The following is a 16,200-nucleotide window of genomic DNA, read 5'->3' on the forward strand; positions in this document are numbered from 1 at the left end:
TTCATGGATTTTGTTTATTTAGTGAAAGTTTCGTGACTGAGCTGCCAGTGCCGGCAGGCAGTGATCCAGACTTTGTAGTTGCCCGGCTATCAGATGGATCACTTCACCACTGCGTTGTAACTGTCCTGAGACGGCTAAAATCCGGCTGGTTAAAAAAGCGGTTTTATCACGTTGGGCTATGGTGCGCCACACCACCACATTCACTAATCCTGTTTCATCTTCCAGTGTGATAAAAGTGACACCGCCTGCAGTGCCCGGGCTTTGCCGGCAGGTAACCAAACCTGCCACCCTGACCGGCAGCTGATTGGCAAGCTGGGGCAAATCTGTGGCTTTATGGCACCTTTTTAATAAACCGGCCTGACGCAATAAACCAAGCGGATGTTCCGCAAGGCAAAGCCCCAGATGCTGATAGTCTTCCAGCAGGTTGACAAGCGCTGCCGGCGCTGGCAGTGGGCATTCTGCTGTGTTGGGCACACTCTGTTGTGTTGCTGTTGTGACTATCGCTGCGCCAGGTGTTGTTACCGTAACAATGCCGGCAGTGGTTTCTGTTGCACGCTCTGCAAAGTCAGCTGTCAGGTTGGCAAAAAGCGGCAGATCTTCGAGTTTATCCTGCAATTGCCAGCGGCTGGCATAACGGTGGCCACAAAGCTGCTGCAGCGCACCGGCACTGGCCAGTTTATCAAGTTCAGCTTTGCCAACGCCGCTTTGTCTCAGCGCTGCTAAAGACAAAAAGCCGCCGGCAGGACGCTGCTTGAGCAGCAGTTCTATATTGGTTTGCTGTAAACCTTTGACCAGTCTGAGCCCAAGCCGCAAGGCCGGGCCTGTGCTTTGTTGTTCTATCTGGTGGTCAAAAACTGAATGCTGGATACACACCGGCAATACCCTGATGCCTTGTTTTTTGGCATCCTGTACCAGTTGAGACACACTATAAAAACCCATAGGTAAGCTATTGAGTAAACTCGTAAAAAACTCCAGCGGATAATAATATTTCAGCCAGGCCGAAGCATAAGCCAACAAGGCAAAACTGGCCGAATGAGATTCCGGAAAACCATATTCGCCAAAACCACAAATTTGCTGAAAAATTTGTTCGGCATAACTCCGGCTGTAGCCGCGCGCCAGCATGCCCTGAATCAGTTTGGGTCTGAATTGCTCCAGCTCACCGGTTTTTTTCCAGCTGGCCATGGCCCGACGCAGCTGGTCGGCTTCACCACCACTAAAACCTGCGGCCACCATCGCCAGTTTAATCACCTGCTCCTGAAAAATAGGCACACCCATGGTGCGGCCCAGTACCTGCTCCAGCTCTCTGGACGGATAACTGACCGCTTCCAGGCCGGCACGGCGGCGTAAAAAAGGGTGCACCATATCCCCCTGAATAGGGCCTGGCCGCACTATGGCTATCTGGATCACCAGATCATAAAAACAAGCCGGTTTTAACCTGGGTAACATGCTCATCTGGGCGCGGGATTCAATCTGAAAAAGCCCCACAGTGTTGGCATGTTGGATCATCTGATATACCGCCGGATCATCTCCTGTGTTGCTGATATCGGCCAGTGTCAGCTGTTGCTGTTGTGTTGTATTCACCAACTGCAGGCATTTTTTCAGCGCACTGAGCATGCCAAGCGCCAATATATCCACCTTAAGCAGCCCAAGAGTTTCCAGATCGTCTTTATCCCACTGGATCACTGTACGTTCAGTCATGCTGGCGTTTTCTACCGGCACCAGCTCGTACAAAGGGCCTGCTGAAATGACAAAACCACCGACATGTTGTGATAAATGTCTTGGAAAACCGCGGATTTGTTCTATCAGGCTGATCAGTTGCTGACTTTTTGCTGATTGAAGATCAAGCCCGCTTGTTGAGAGCTGTTGCCACCAGCTTTGACTGTTGTCGCGCCTGTTAATTTGCAACAGCCATTGTTCCAGCTGCAGCGGATGAAAACCCAAAGCTTTCCCTACATCACGCAAGCTGCTGCGAAAACGATAACTCACTACAGTTGCGGCCAAAGCCGCTCTTTGCCGGCCATATTTATGGTAAATATACTGAATAACTTCTTCGCGTCTTTCGTGTTCAAAATCCACATCAATATCCGGTGGTTCGGCCCGCTCTTTGGAAATAAAACGTTCAAACAGCACCGAAATTTTGCGTGGATCCACAGCTGTAATACCCAGGCAATAACACACCACTGAGTTGGCGGCAGAGCCCCGACCCTGATACAAAATATGCTGACTTTTGGCAAACTGCACCAGATCGGCAATGGTCAGAAAATAATAGGGATAATTGAGCTCATCAATCAGCGCCATTTCTTTGTTGATGAGTTGCTGAATGTCGGCCGGTATACCAGCAGGAAAACGTTCCCTGGCACCTTGTTGCACCAACTGCTGCAGATAATCCATAGCACTGCTGCCTTGTGGCACCAGCTCTGCCGGATATTCGTATTGCAATGAACCCAGACTAAAGTGACACAAGTCGGCAATGTGGCAGCTTTGAGCAAGCAGTGGGGCACTAAACAGCCGCTGTAACTTAGCAATGGGTCTTAAACAACGTTCGGCGTTGGCAGCAAGGGCATAACCGGCCTGTTCGACAGTGGTGCCAAGCCGGATGGCCGTCAGCACATGCTGCAGTGGCAACATAGTGGCCTGATGCATCAGCACAGCACCCACAGCACAACAAGGCAGCTGAAACTCAGCAGCCAGCGTCTGGCAATGTTGCTGATAACTGGCGTCAGTTGGGGTTAATAATCTTTGTTGGCCAAGATAAAGCCGCTTTTTAAAATGTTTAACCAGCCAGCGCCCCCAACGTTCGTCATGCTGATCCCCTTGTGGCAACCACAACACCAGGCAATATTGGCAGCTTTTTAAATCCCAGATATTCAGCTGATATTGGCCTTTGGTCGCACGACGGCGGGCATTGCTGATAATACGGCATAGTTCAGCATAGGCGGCGCGGCAAGGGCAAAGCAGCACCAGTTGTAAGTCGGGTGGCAATTTCAGCAAAGAACCCACAATAAGTTTCAGTGGCAATTGTTGGTCGCGGATCTGCCGGTAAGCTCTGACCACACCGGCCACCGAACATTCGTCAGTGATGGCAAGTGCCTGATAACCCAGCTGATGAGCGGTATTCACCAGTTGCTCCGGGCTGGAGGCGCCGGTCAAAAAAGAAAAATTGCTTTGGCAAAACAGTTCGGCATATTGCATCAGGCAAAATACCCCTCGAGATACCAGCCGGTTTTGTCTTTAAACAGCCAGCACCACTGACCCTGTGCATTACGGCCAATCTGATAATCCCGTTCTATGGCTTGGCCATCCCACCAGCCACTGACAATACGCTCGATTCCTGGCTGTAACTCAACCTGCGCTTGCAGTGGCACAGGCTCAGTCAATAACAATGCAGGCCTTAATAACGGCGGCTGTGTTATCGCTTGGTGTTGTTTGGTCAAAGTATTAGGCTGCGGCTTTGACTGGCCGTAGTGTCTGGTCATGTTGCTGCTGTGTGCAGGTAATGACAGGCACTGGTTGGCTTTGAATGGCCGGTGCTCTGCAACAGTGTTGAGCTGGAACAGTTGTTGTGGGCCAAATTTGGCCAGCAATAACGACTGCAGCTGTGCCGTAGTCAGCGCTCCCAAAGAGCGGTCAAATAATGCCAGCGCTTGCTCTGGCCGCAGGCAAGATTGCAGGGCACAGAGTTCTAGTTGTATTACAGGCGCCTTGAGCTTGAGCTGCTCCAGTCGCAGCTGACATAAACTGAGCCAGCGCTGATGTTGATATTCGCCCTGAGCTGACTGAATATGCAGCTCAATTGGCTCACCTTCCCGCAGGATCAGTTGCAGCTGCAGCAAATAACAATGTTGTGCTCTTTGTTGCAGATAAGTCTGCAATTTTTTTAATAATAAGGTCAGTGGGCCTTGCAGTTGCGCCACATATTCACATTGATACAGCAGTTCCAGCTTGTCAGAAAACAACTCCGGTGGTTGATAAAAGTCCAGCTTGGCAGGACGCAGGCCCGTTAATTCCTGCAGATATAACCACAGACTTTTTGGGAAACGCCGGCCAAGTTCAGCAGTTGGTAATGCCAGCAACTGCTCCAGCCTGACAATACCAAGGGCGTTAAGTTGTTGTAGCACTGCTGTGGGTAACGGGCTTGCCGCTAAAGCGCATAGCGCCGGATTTGCGCCTTGTAAAAGGCTTGCCAGCTGTTGCAGCTCTGGTGAAACTTCAGGCCGTGCAGGTTGTGCATGCTCTGATTTGTGCTGCGCTGTTGTCCCAAACGCCTGCGCCGGTAACAATGGCAAGGGTAAAGGCTGATCAAAAGCCAATAAACGGGCGGCCGCAGCTGTTGTGCCAGCACCAAGCAGAATTTGCAGCCCGGGCAGTTGTTGACGCAGCAGCTGTAATAAAGCTGGGAAGCCGCCATATAACTGCAACACCGGATCAACCCTGAGCCATAAAGATGCCGGTGGGTCCAATGCTATATCCCCACAAAATTGATAAAGCAAAACAGCAATCTGCTGTAGCTGGTTGTGTTCTAGCTCAGGTTGATAGGGCAACAACTGCACTTCTGCACATAATGCACAGGCCAGACTGATGTTATGTCCCTGGCGAATACCGGCCTCTGTTGCGGCCTGATTTAACTGGCACACCTGCAGGTTTTGATTGTCTATCAGACAAATAGCCCGGTTTTGTTGCTTGTTTGCTGTTGTTGCAGGCCCGGTGCAGTCAGGGGCTACTGCTTCCTGATACAACAAATCAAGTTGTAATGAGGCAAAACGCAGATATAACCAAAGCGCGTTCATGCTTTGTGCCTCAGGCCGTCTGGCTCAACAGCGTTGCTGCAGTTTGGTCTGCGGCAGAGGGGGTGGCTGCTGGCTGGTGTGAATGCCGCTGTGTTGTCACAAGAGGCAAACACAGTTGTGGATAATGCCGTTGCCAGTCGAGCAACAGCCGGCCTCTGGGGCTGCCTCCTCTGCGTTTTAAAATATCAATAGCAAGACCCTGGCGATCAGCATTGAGCCTCAGGCTAAGGGCAACTGGTAACGCTAGTTGTTGTTGTGGCGTTCTTAATAAGATATGGCTGCATTTTCCCTGTTCAGCACAAAGTTGCAGCCTTTTTAGTTGTGCCACTGAAAGTGTTGATTGCCACTGCAACACAGTACTGCAACAACCACTTTTTAAGCAGACTTCAGCGGCCCAAAAGGCTTCTTTGGCATGTTGCGGTTTGAGGATCAACAGTTGCGACAACAGAATGCCTGCCTGTTCCAGCATCTGAGCACTCAGCTGCGCCGGAGGGGCAATACAAATCAGCATTTTATCTGCCTGTTGCAGCTGTTGCAGCAGTGGCAACAATAACCGCAGCTCCCCAATACCGGTCTGGCTTTGGATATCAATAACCGTATGTACTGGCCAGCCACCGGCCAGTGCCTGGTCTAATTCGGTAAAGCCAGTGCAGACAGCAGCTGCCTCTGGCTGAACTTCATTCAGTCGCCAGACTTTTCCTGTGGCGGTGAGCATTGCCAAAGTGGACATCTAAAACACTCAAAGTAACTGTATATAAATACAGTATACTGGACTTTAGTCAGAGTGCAATTTGCATCTGTTGAGAGTACCGTGACCAGCTTGTAACAAATTGTTGGAGCACGCTTTAGTGCAGAGCCCGGCCGGTAATAAAAATCAGCGGCTTAAGCAACAGCCTGCCGTTCATCCCTGCTCTGTTGTTACATCGTAGATCGGCAAAATAACAACCTTTTACGCCAACCATGCAACTATTAAACGGAGTTCTGGCAGGCCATATCTGGTCATTTGCAATAGGGCAGTGCAGCACCAGAACCCGGGAGCCGCAGCAATGCGGTAAAAAATGGAATGAGACAGGAGTATCATGATGCGAGTATTCAATTCAGTTCTGATTGGGCTCTGTTTGTTAGGCGCCAGTGCAACACAAGCTGCAGTTTATGTGGCTGCTGATAAGAGTCCGGCAACCAGGTTATGTGTCAGCGCAGCCATGGACAGTGCGATAGGTTTTGTAATTAAGATGCGTGAAAGTAATATGTCACGTCCTTTTATTGCCAACCGCATTACCTGTAATGGCAAAAATATTACCGCTTTTGCTTATGAAGCCGGTAACAGTAAAAATTATCAAAGGTTAAGCCGTTATCATCGGGGTTTTGTTGAAATCAGCGATCTGGCCAAAGCAACAATGCCGGAGCCAACAGGTGCTGTGATTGAAATTCAAGGTGGTAGTGTGGCTTTATTTGCCGGTAAATAAAGGGTTTTAATCGATGTGTATTTTATAATCCCCGGCTATATGCCGGGGTTATTTTTGCCTTGCATCCGTTTGTCTCAGACTCATGCTGATCGCCGTCTTTTATGTTTGCGTATAAACATCATTAAAAACAGGTCTGACAGATGTTTCGTTAGCTAACGCTGTTCAGCTGGTGGTCTGAACGTTTTTTGTTGTTACGTAACATTGTGAAAATATATAATAAGATATTGATCATATTGTTTTTTTGAGAGGTTGTTATCAGCAATATAATAAAAGCTTTAGGTCAGCACCGCGGTATCATTTTTGATTTAGACGGCACTCTGGTCGACTCAAAACTGGATTTTTCCCTTTTATGCCAGTTATTGGGCTGGCCGGCAGGCACTGCCATTCTGGAGCACCTGCAGACTTTAGCAGGCGCCGAAAAACAACAGGCACTGGCTATTATTGAAGCTTTTGAGCTGGCAGGTGCAAAAAATGCCTGCTGGATGCCTGGCGCGTCAGACTTGTTACAGCTGCTACGGCAAAAAGCCATACCTACCGCAATTTTAACGCGTAATACCCGCCAGGCGACTATGCTCTGCGCCACTAATCTGGGGCTTGAAGTTGACCTGATCCTGACCAGGGATGATTGCCCGGCCAAACCCAAACCTGATGGTCTGTGGCAGATAGCTGAACAATGGCAATTACCCTGTGCTGAACTGTTATTTATCGGCGATTATCTGTTTGATTTACAAACAGCCGCCAATGCCGGCATGCCGTCCTGCTTATACCGTAGTGCCCAAAATAGCCATTTTGCCGCTCAGGCCGATTTTGTCATTGACCATTTTATTGAACTGCATCAGCTTTATCACAGATAAAGGGGCTTGCAAAAGTATCGGCACAGACATTCTGAATTGATATTGCTAAACTACAAAGCAATTTGCTAAGTCAATGCCGCAAGGCAACATTTTGGTGTAAAGGTGCAGGGTGTCAGTCGCAAAAATCAGTCCATCTCAGCTTAAAATTGGCTTTTTTATTCAGCTACCGGTGAACTGGATGAAACATCCTTTTATCACTAACAAGTTTAAAATTGAAAACTATGAACAGATAGCCATTATTCAGGCGCTGGATCTGAATTTTGTCTATTTTTTCCCCGATAAAAGCAGTGTTGATTTATCGGCAGAGGCCGAACCTGAAGCTACAGATCTGAGTCTGCAGGCCGCCACGCTGAAGTCTGATCTGGAAAGGGACAAAAATAGCCGTATTGAGCAGGCCAAAGAACAACGCCGCCAACTGCAAAAAACCGAAAAAGCCTTTGAGCAGTCGATGGTGCAGGTGCGTAATGTGATGGCCAAAATTGGCAGTCGCCCTTTGCAGGCCATTGATGAAGCTTCACAGCTGGTTGGCAATATCGCCGACACTATTATTAACGCTGACGCGCTGGTGTTACATCTGATTTCTCAGGCAGGCAAAGAACAGGAGAGTGTGTATTATCACGTGTTAAACGTGTCGGTATTGTCGATGATGCTGGCAAAAAATCTGGGCTTAGCTGAAGAAAAAATTAAGATGGTTGGCCTTGGCGCTTTGTTTCACGACATTGGCAAACTGAAAATTCCAAGTCAGATCCTGCGAAAAACCGAAGCTTTAACTGCACCTGAAGCCAATTTGCTGAAGCTGCATACCAGATATGGGGTTGAATTGCTGAAGCTGACGCAGACTTTCCCGGACGATGCGCTGACGATAGTGATGCAACATCATGAGTTTCTGGATGGTTCAGGTTATCCGGCAGGTCTGAAGGAGCAAGATATTGATCTGCTTGCTAAAATTGTGGCTGTAGTAAACGAATTTGATAATTTGTGCCATCCGGTAGATACCAGCAAAGCGCGTTCTCCCCATCATGCCATGTCTTATTTATTTAAAACGATGAAAGGCAAACTGGGGGCAGCACAAATGGCCACCATGATTAAAATGATGGGTGTGTACCCGCCCGGCACAGTGGTTTTACTCAGTGATCAACGTATCGCCCTGGTGATGTCGGTAAACAGCGACAAGCTGTTGTTTCCGAATGTGATGATATACGACCCCCAAATTCCACGGCTGGAAGCGCCTGTTATTTCACTGGAAGAGGGGAAGCTGACCATCGATAAAGTATTAAAACCCAGTGCTTTACCGCCTCAGGTGTACGAATATCTGAATCCAAGGGCTCAGGTCAGTTATTACGTGCAGGGTGAACAACACAAAAAATAAACGCCACTTTGGCAACTTCAGCTAATACTGCAGATTAAATAACAACTCAGCCAAATCGGGTTGCCAGCGGTAGTTTTCTGCAACACGCTGGCCTTGAAACACCACCCCTTCTTCCAGCAATAAACTGCGTTGCAGCAGTGCATCTTCAGTGCCTGCTGTAAAAGCCAAAGTTAAATTACTGCGCAGCACTCTGTGCCATGGCAGCGGTTGTGGGCAGAGGCCAAGCGCTTTACCCACCAGTCGTGCTCTGCCAGGCAAACCCGCCAAATCGGCGATTTGACCATAACTGGCGACTTTGCCAGGTGGTATTGCTAACACTGTTTGCCAGATTTGCCGGTAATAAGCAGACGACATCTGAAACCTCTTGTCTTACAATAACGGCTTTTAGCATGCCAGAAGTCAGAATAAAGATGAAGTTGATTGAAAAGCCTGAACCGCCAGCCAGTAATGAATGTTGTGGCAGCGGCAGTTGTTGCCCTTGTGTCTGGGATTATTACCGTGAACAATTGGCCATCTGGCAACAACAGCAAACGGAACAACAAAGTTCTGTAACACAAAATCCGCAGCATAAAGCACAAGAAGACAACTAACGTATTCATTTGCCTTGGAGCCAGGACTTAGTTAAGGTAATTTTTTAACAAGGACGGAGGATAGCAGATTGATGCTATTGCAGGAGTTGCCGGCAGATCTCAATAGCATGGTATTTTCACTGGCTGTGCTTTTTATTGCCACAGTCGCTTATGTGCTTTTTATGCTGTCGCTACCCGTTCAGCCACATGCCCATCAACGGCTGGCACTGCAATTATTTACCTTATTTTTTGTCAGCGCTTTTGTGGCTTATCTGCTTTATTGTCTGAGGTTTTTTGGTTTTTACAGCTGGTCCGTTGTCAGTAACAATCTGATGTATTTGCTCGGCAACTATTTTTTTTATCTTGCAGTGCGCGCCCGTTATAACCAAACCAACAGCACTACTCTTTATCTTGGGCTTGTGGTTCATCTGGTGTTGCTGAGCGCCCTGATGTGGTATTTCAGTGTGGTGCAGGACAAAGTGATGGTCCGGCTGCCCATTTTTCTGCTGTCGCTTTGTGTGCCTTTGTTATTGAGTTATATCACTATTCGTCAATGCCGCAGCAGCGGAAATACCGGCGACAACATACTGCTGCTGGGTTGTCTCAGCGCCATGCTGGTGTTGCCTTTGTTATATCCGTTATTCAGTTTTATCCTGACCCCAGATGCTCAAGGCCAGCTTTATGTCACAGCTTTGGTCAGCCTGGCACTGGAAACCTTATGTATTGGTGGAGTAGCAATGAGTTATATCTATGATTTAATAGATAAACTTCGGCATGATGCCCATACAGACAAGCTCACAGCAGCCAAAAACCGCCGTTATTTTTTCCGTTTTGCACCACAAAAGATTCAGGAAGCACAGGCGCAGCAACAAGAGGTGTCGCTGGTGATGATGGATCTGGACTTTTTTAAACAGGTAAATGACAACTACGGCCATCAGGTTGGGGACGAATTATTGACGGCTTTTGCCAGCTTGTTGCTCAGCAGGATAGGACACAACGACTTATTGGCGCGTTATGGTGGTGAAGAGTTTGTGTTGTTGTTGCCGGGTAAAAATCTGGCTGAAGCCACTATGTTCGTTAATCAAATCCGTAGCAGCCTGCAGCAACAGCCTGTGTTGACCCAAAGTATGACCACTACAGAGCCTTTTTATATTTCAGCCAGTTTTGGTCTGACTTTGTGCCAGCCGGGTCAACAGCTGGAAGCTATGATCCGCCAGGCTGATGCAGCTTTACTCAGAGCCAAACAGGCCGGGCGTAACCGGCTGGAGCTGGCCTAAAGGTGTCGCCAAGTTTTCATTTGTTGATTCCGTGTTATAGTACGGCGCTTTTCACCCGGGCTTTATACTCTGCAAAGCAGCCGGGGCGCGGTTAAAACCCTTGTGACGGCGCAATATAACTAAAAACACTTCAAACCAGGATTTATATGACGACTTCAACTCCAACATTGGCCAGCCAGCGTCAGTGGTTTGGCCATCCGGTTGGCCTTTATGTTTGTTTTTTCACCGAAATGTGGGAACGTTTTGCCTTTTACGGTTTAAAAGCCCTGCTGTTTTTATATCTGACCAAACACCATTTATTTTCTGACAACGACGGTTATCTGCTGCTCGGTACTTACGCTGGTTTAGCTTATGCACTGCCGGTGGTGGGTGGTTTATTGGCTGATAAATATCTGGGCATGCGAAAAGCCGTCACCTTTGGTGGCGCTTTAATGGCCGTGGGTATGCTGGGTATGGCGTATCGTGGTCATGCCGCTACTGTAGAAGCAGGGCAAGATGCGCTTGCCGTGCAAATTATGTATGCGTCGCTGGCTTTAGTTGCTGTGGGGGTTGGTTTTTTAAAACCCAATATCTCCACTATTGTTGGCCGCCTGTACAGTGACACAGATCCACGCCGTGACTCCGCTTTTACGCTGTTTTATATGGGCATTAATTTGGGGGCTTTTGCCTCCAGTTTGTTTGTTGGCTGGATAGGCGAAGCTTATGGCTGGGAATATGGTTTTGGTTCAGCTGGTATTGGTTTATTGCTTGGTTTAGTGGTGTTCAGCACCCAGAAACAACATTTACATGGTCAGGCTGAGCCGGCAAAACCAGAGCTGCTCACTGAAAAAGTCTGGGGTATTGGCCGCGAAAAGCTAATTTATCTGCTGGCTATTTTTGGCGTGTTGGTGGTGCAGCAAATTTTGCAAATCCGCTTTGATTTTGGCGCTTTGGCCGCTGTGCTTGGTCTGGCTGAAGGTTCGCATATTACTGCAACCGAAGTGGTGGCCATTGCACTGACTATCGCGCTGCTGGTGTGGTGGTTTAAGTTTATTTTTGTTGAATGTAGCCCGCTTGAACGCGCCAATATGATAGTGCTGATGGTGCTGATTGCCATTTCTGCGGTGTTCTGGGGTTTGTACGAACAAACTTATGGCACCTGGCTGGCCTATTCAGACCGTGTGATGAATAGCCATACTTTTAACCTGGGTTTATTTGATTTTACCCCGAACGCCGCCCAGCTCACATCTGTGGGGGCTTTGTTTATTTTCCTGCTGGCTATCCCATTTGCCTGGCTCTGGCCTGTGCTGGACCGTAAAGGCTGGAATCCTTCAGCGCCTGCTAAATTTGCGCTTGGTTTGTTGTTTGCAGGTTTAGCCCATTTTGTTTTGCAATACGCTGCGCTCAACCCACAAGACAACGGTCTGGCAGGTTTCTGGTGGTTTATTCTGGCGTATCTGGTGCTGGAAATTGGTGAAATGGCCTTGTCGCCTATTGGCTTGTCTGCCGTTACTGCGCTCTCGGTGGCGCGGGTGGTCAGCCTGATGATGGGCGTCTGGTTCCTGGCTTCGGCTTTTGGTGAAATGATTGCCGGCCGTTTTGGTACTTTAGCTTCTATGCCACAGGGTACTCCGGTGCCGGACGCTTTGGCCATTTATGCTGATGTATTTGCCACTTTAGGCTGGATTGGTGTGGGTTCTGCGGTCTTTATGTTTGCCTTAACACCTTTGCTGAACCGGCAAATCCGTCAGGCAACGGCGCAACATGAGCTGGACACAGCAGCAAAAACTGCCTGAGTTTTGCAATATCACAACACAGTTGTTGAAAAAGCCGGTGTTGAAACACCGGCTTTTTTGTTTTTGCTTGTGTATTTGGGAACTTCAGCTGTTTAGCAGTGTTGTTGCTCATAAATTATCGCCGGATAAAGCCGTTTGACCGCAAGCACTTGCCTGTGGCCCCCTGAAATCGTTACCCTTGTTTTTTTGCATCAGCGGTTTTTGTGGCTGCCATGCAGCTGTACCCTCAATCCCGAACATAACTAAACTTTATAAGGGTTTTATGAAATATTCTGTGTACACCGGCGCTTTGTTGCTGTTAATGACAGCCAGCCAGAGCATGGCCGATGAAGGTCAGTGGCAACCTCACCAGTTTAAAGACTTACAGGCTGAGTTAGATGCCAAAGGCATTCGTATTGCCGGCGAACAACTGGCCGATTTATCCCAATATCCAATGAATGCCATTGTCAGCCTGGGTTATTGTTCTGCTTCTTTTGTCTCTGACAAAGCTTTGGTGATCACCAACCACCATTGTGCTTATGGCGCTATTCAGCATAACTCCAGCAAAGAAAATAACCTGATAGAACAAGGCTTTCTGGCCAAAGATTTAGCCTCTGAGCTCAGCGCCGGTCCGCAGGAGCGTTTGTATATTACTGAGCAGGTGCTGGATGTAACGGCGCAGGTTTCAGGTTCTCTTGCCAAAGAGCTTCCGGCTTATGAGCGTTATGAAGCCATTGAAAATAATCGCAAAAAGCTGATTAAAGAATGTGAAACAGACGCCAACTACCGCTGTAACGTGGTGAGTTTTCACCATGGTATGGAATATTTTCTGATCAAACAGCTGATGTTGCAGGATGTGCGGCTGGTGTATGCACCACCAGAGTCTGTCGGTAACTTCGGTGGTGATATCGACAACTACGAATACCCACGTCATACCGGCGATTTTGCTTTTTTACGGGGTTATGTTGGTAAAGACGGTAAACCTGCGCCTTATGCCGTGGATAACGTGCCTTATCAGCCAAAAAGTCACTTAAAAGTGAATGCTGCCGGTGTGCGTGCCGGTGATGGCATTTTATTGGCCGGTTATCCGGGCCAGACCAGCCGTTACCGTCTGGCGGAAGAAATTGCTTTTGCTGCCCAGTGGCAGTACCCGCAAAATATTGCAACTTATCAGCAAATGATTGGCACCATTGAAAAAATGGGCGCGCAAAATGCTGATTTTAAAGTGAAATACGCTTCTGTGGTGAAAAGCCATCACAACAGAATGAAAAAACTGAAAGGTTTACTGGATGGCTTTAAAGTCACTGATATTTATGGCATTAAACAGCAGCAACAACAGGCGCTGGCGGCCTGGATAGCGGCAGATGACAGCCGTGCGCCTTATCAGCAGGCCCTGACTGAACTGGCTGCTGTGGTCAAAGCTGAGCAGGAATTTGTCAAACAAACTTATTATTTTGATAACGCCAAACGCAGCGATTTGTTAAAAGCCGCCGGTGATTTGTATCGTCTTGCGATGGAACAACAAAAACCGGACGCAGAGCGTGATATTGGTTATCAGGACCGCGATTTAAAAATGTTTGAAGGCCGGTTAAAACGGCTGGAAAAAAGTTTTGCTGTTGAGGTCGATCTGGCCCTTTGGACAGAGCAGTTGGCTGTGTATCTGGCTCAACCGGCAGAGCTCAGAGTTGCTGCACTTGATAAAGCCCTGGGTTTGGATGCCGGCACTGATCTGGCTGCCTTAACGGCAAAATTACAAAGCTGGTATCAACAAAGTAGCCTGAGTAACAATGAAGGGCGGTTAAGCTGGTTGGGTAAAACACCGGCAGATTTCCAGCAAAGCAACGACCCTTTTATCAAAGCTGCTGTGGCACTTTTTGACAGCACTATGGCCTTTGAAAAACAGCAAAAAGAGCTGGCAGGGCAGTTGTCTCTGGTACGTCCGGCTTATATGCAGGCCATTATTGCTTATAACAAAACTTTAGGTCGGCCGGTTTATCCTGATGCAAACAGCACTTTGCGTATTACTTACGGCACTGTTGACGGTTATCCGGCCGCTGACGGTGTGTATAAAACGCCGTTTACCACAGTGGCTGGCATGCTGGCCAAGCAAAAAGCAGAAGCGCCATTTTTAGTGCCACAAAAGCTGATTGATGCTTATAAAGCAGAGCAATATCAGGGTTATTATTATGCCGATTTAGCGGCAAAACCGGCTCAGCACTGGTGGTGTGCCATGGTGACTTGTGAAGCGCCGGCTGCCATGCCCATTCATTCAGTACCGCTGAATTTTCTGTCAAGCGCAGATACCACAGGGGGTAACTCAGGCTCTGCGGTGATGAACGCCGATGGTGAACTGGTGGGGCTTAATTTTGACTCTACTTATGAGTCCATCAGTAAAGACTGGTATTTTAATCCGGCCATTACCAGAGCTATTCATGTAGATATCCGTTATGTGCTCTGGTTGATGCAATATGTGGATAAAGCCGATAACTTATTGGCAGAAATGGATATAAAGCCGGCCAAACCTTAATAAACACCTTTTTACATAACAAAGCCCGGGAAACCGGGCTTTGTTTTTGGTAAAACCTGCTGATGTCAGCGTCGTTTTTGTCTCTGCACAACAAAAGCTAATTACAGGATCATTGAGGCTTTTGGATTTAACAAACTTAAAATCGACAGTCCTTCCAGACTGGCAAAAGCGCGGGCTTCATCCAAATCTTTGCGGCTTAACCCCAGACTTTGTGCCAAAGGTAAATCCACCAGATCGGCAAATTCAAACTGCCCTGCAGCAGCATTAAGCAAGGCCAATCTGGATGCCAGATGTAAAATCTGTACCGGCAGATTGCCGCTTTTTAACTGAGGTGTATTCAGATAATTCAGCGGTTCAATCAGATTATCCGGCAGCTTCCAGAGTTTTAGCAAAGCCACACTACAGTCGCTGTAACTAAAACCCAATAATTCCTGCTGGCGAACCCAGGGAAAAGTACCACGTTGATACAGGGCACAAATAGCTGCAATGTCCGGTTTGACGGCCACCACCACCAGCTCGCCAATGTTGTGTAACAAACCAGACAGATATAAAGGTTCACTTTGTTTCAGACCCAGCCGGAGTCCAAGCTGTTTGGCTATCAGGGCACAATGAATACTCATTTCCCAGAATCTTTCTAAATCAATAACCTGAGTTGGCGTTTTGCTAAAAGCTTCGGCAGCACCATAAGCCACTACCAGATTATAAACCTGAGTATCGCCCAGTAATAACAAGGCTTTATTCAACGAGTCGACCTGATTGGGAAAGTTATATAAAGCACTGTTGGCAAGTTTGAGAATTCGGGAGGCCAGGGCAGGATCAAGCGCTATCAGTTCAGCAATTTCATCCAGACTACTGACATTGTTATCAATTAAGTCTTTGATCTTCAGGCAGGTTTCGGGTAAAGAAAACACATCACCGACCTGGCGGGCATAATCAAATGCACTCACGCTGTCCTCTCCTGTACGGTTTCGGTTTTCTATAGTGTCGCTTTAAACCACACTTTTACAAGGCGGGGCTGGCTTTTTTTTGACCAAAGCTGCTTTGGCCATCAGATATTTCCGCCGATGTTAAACCCTTGTAAATTAATCCTTTATATCCTGGTTTATGCCTTTGCATACGTCTGGCAGTAACGGCATGCTTTCACTGCGGCCTTTTGCGCTGTAAACAAAAATGACATTGGGTTGTCATGTGGTTGTCATCGCGGACTTCTATGGTAATTGCTTTATTTTTATCAAGTTACTGAGGAATTGTGATGAAACAGTGCGGAAAAATACGGCTTGCGACCCTGGCATTCTTACTGGGCAGTTTGCTGGCTGGTTGTAGTCTGGATGGCAAAGATGGCGATACCGGGCCTGCAGGTGCAACCGGACCCGCTGGCGCAACAGGTCCGGCTGGCTCTGCCGGTCAGAATGCCCAAAATGGTATTGCCTTAAGCGCCATAGCCCGTTTTAGCACCGGCACTTATGGTGCTGGCGGGGCTGAAATAGTGCAGTTTCATGCTGCTTCCGGTCGTGTTTTTGTTGTCAACGGCGCGGCAAACCGGGTGGAAGTGCTGGACATTTCCGGCCTGAAATCAGATGTATTGGCTGATGCCTTA

12 protein-coding genes and 1 pseudogene are annotated in these 16,200 nt (G+C 48.1%); 8 read left to right on the top strand and 5 right to left on the bottom strand.

Features of this window, described 5'->3' with window-relative positions; all coding sequences use genetic code 11:
* Window positions 1–18 precede the first annotated feature (18 nt).
* The 3 genes from RCH83_RS13125 to imuA are packed head-to-tail and all read right to left on the bottom strand — an operon-like array spanning window position 19 to window position 5,517.
* Window positions 19–3,192 (bottom strand): error-prone DNA polymerase, encoded by a 3,174-nt coding sequence (locus RCH83_RS13125; protein WP_306522824.1) that lies wholly within the window; start codon window positions 3,190–3,192, stop codon window positions 19–21.
* Window positions 3,192–4,787: a DNA polymerase Y family protein gene (locus tag RCH83_RS13130; RefSeq protein ID WP_306522826.1), complete on the bottom strand. Its 1,596-nt coding sequence runs from the start codon at window positions 4,785–4,787 to the stop codon at window positions 3,192–3,194. Before RCH83_RS13130 ends, RCH83_RS13125 begins: the two co-directional genes overlap by 1 nt.
* A gap of 10 nt (window positions 4,788–4,797) precedes the next feature.
* Window positions 4,798–5,517 carry a translesion DNA synthesis-associated protein ImuA gene (imuA, locus tag RCH83_RS13135; protein ID WP_306522828.1) on the bottom strand — a complete coding sequence of 240 codons (720 nt, stop codon included), beginning with the start codon at window positions 5,515–5,517 and terminating at the stop codon, window positions 4,798–4,800.
* A 349-nt stretch (window positions 5,518–5,866) separates the two neighbouring features.
* On the opposite strand from imuA, the gene RCH83_RS13140 reads away from it, so the two are divergent.
* From RCH83_RS13140 to RCH83_RS13150, 3 genes are all read left to right on the top strand, one after another.
* A complete protein-coding gene (locus RCH83_RS13140) occupies window positions 5,867–6,253 on the top strand; it encodes a DUF3718 domain-containing protein (RefSeq protein WP_306522830.1) in 387 nt (128 codons plus the stop codon).
* Window positions 6,254–6,549: 296 nt separating this feature from the next.
* Window positions 6,550–7,107 carry an HAD family hydrolase gene (locus RCH83_RS13145; RefSeq protein ID WP_306522844.1) on the top strand — a complete coding sequence of 186 codons (558 nt, stop codon included), beginning with the start codon at window positions 6,550–6,552 and terminating at the stop codon, window positions 7,105–7,107.
* Between the two features lie 109 nt (window positions 7,108–7,216).
* Window positions 7,217–8,476, top strand: coding sequence for an HD-GYP domain-containing protein (locus RCH83_RS13150; RefSeq protein WP_306522832.1), 1,260 nt, complete (start codon window positions 7,217–7,219; stop codon window positions 8,474–8,476).
* 21 nt (window positions 8,477–8,497) lie between these two features.
* Here the strand turns inward: RCH83_RS13150 and RCH83_RS13155 are convergent, their stop codons facing one another.
* A complete protein-coding gene (locus RCH83_RS13155) occupies window positions 8,498–8,830 on the bottom strand; it encodes an MGMT family protein (protein ID WP_306522834.1) in 333 nt (110 codons plus the stop codon).
* A gap of 56 nt (window positions 8,831–8,886) precedes the next feature.
* Between RCH83_RS13155 and RCH83_RS13160 the strand changes: the two genes are divergently transcribed.
* From RCH83_RS13160 to RCH83_RS13175, 4 genes are all read left to right on the top strand, one after another.
* Window positions 8,887–9,066, top strand: coding sequence for an oxidoreductase-like domain-containing protein (locus RCH83_RS13160; protein ID WP_306522836.1), 180 nt, complete (start codon window positions 8,887–8,889; stop codon window positions 9,064–9,066).
* A gap of 71 nt (window positions 9,067–9,137) precedes the next feature.
* Window positions 9,138–10,322, top strand: a complete 1,185-nt coding sequence (locus RCH83_RS13165; RefSeq protein WP_306522846.1) for a GGDEF domain-containing protein — start codon at window positions 9,138–9,140, stop codon at window positions 10,320–10,322.
* A gap of 146 nt (window positions 10,323–10,468) precedes the next feature.
* Window positions 10,469–12,097, top strand: a complete 1,629-nt coding sequence (locus RCH83_RS13170) for a peptide MFS transporter (RefSeq protein WP_306522838.1) — start codon at window positions 10,469–10,471, stop codon at window positions 12,095–12,097.
* A 262-nt stretch (window positions 12,098–12,359) separates the two neighbouring features.
* Window positions 12,360–14,603 carry a S46 family peptidase gene (locus tag RCH83_RS13175; protein ID WP_306522840.1) on the top strand — a complete coding sequence of 748 codons (2,244 nt, stop codon included), beginning with the start codon at window positions 12,360–12,362 and terminating at the stop codon, window positions 14,601–14,603.
* A gap of 101 nt (window positions 14,604–14,704) precedes the next feature.
* On the opposite strand, the gene RCH83_RS13180 is transcribed toward RCH83_RS13175, so the two are convergent.
* A complete protein-coding gene (locus RCH83_RS13180) occupies window positions 14,705–15,550 on the bottom strand; it encodes an HDOD domain-containing protein (protein ID WP_306522842.1) in 846 nt (281 codons plus the stop codon).
* Window positions 15,551–15,855: 305 nt separating this feature from the next.
* Between RCH83_RS13180 and RCH83_RS13185 the strand changes: the two are divergent.
* Window positions 15,856–16,200: pseudogene (locus RCH83_RS13185) on the top strand (hypothetical protein); the annotation flags it as partial.

This window comes from Rheinheimera sp. (genome assembly GCF_030824435.1).
In the GTDB taxonomy this organism is placed as follows: Bacteria; Pseudomonadota; Gammaproteobacteria; order Enterobacterales; family Alteromonadaceae; genus Pararheinheimera.

Coding starts and splice junctions, on each gene's coding strand:
- RCH83_RS13175 (WP_306522840.1), top strand. CDS start 12,360: ATGAAATATTCTGTGTACACCGGCGCTTTGTTGCTGTTAATGACAGCC.
- imuA (WP_306522828.1), bottom strand. CDS start 5,517: ATGTCCACTTTGGCAATGCTCACCGCCACAGGAAAAGTCTGGCGACTG.
- RCH83_RS13125 (WP_306522824.1), bottom strand. CDS start 3,192: ATGCAATATGCCGAACTGTTTTGCCAAAGCAATTTTTCTTTTTTGACC.
- RCH83_RS13130 (WP_306522826.1), bottom strand. CDS start 4,787: ATGAACGCGCTTTGGTTATATCTGCGTTTTGCCTCATTACAACTTGAT.
- RCH83_RS13165 (WP_306522846.1), top strand. CDS start 9,138: ATGCTATTGCAGGAGTTGCCGGCAGATCTCAATAGCATGGTATTTTCA.
- RCH83_RS13155 (WP_306522834.1), bottom strand. CDS start 8,830: ATGTCGTCTGCTTATTACCGGCAAATCTGGCAAACAGTGTTAGCAATA.
- RCH83_RS13170 (WP_306522838.1), top strand. CDS start 10,469: ATGACGACTTCAACTCCAACATTGGCCAGCCAGCGTCAGTGGTTTGGC.
- RCH83_RS13160 (WP_306522836.1), top strand. CDS start 8,887: ATGAAGTTGATTGAAAAGCCTGAACCGCCAGCCAGTAATGAATGTTGT.
- RCH83_RS13140 (WP_306522830.1), top strand. CDS start 5,867: ATGATGCGAGTATTCAATTCAGTTCTGATTGGGCTCTGTTTGTTAGGC.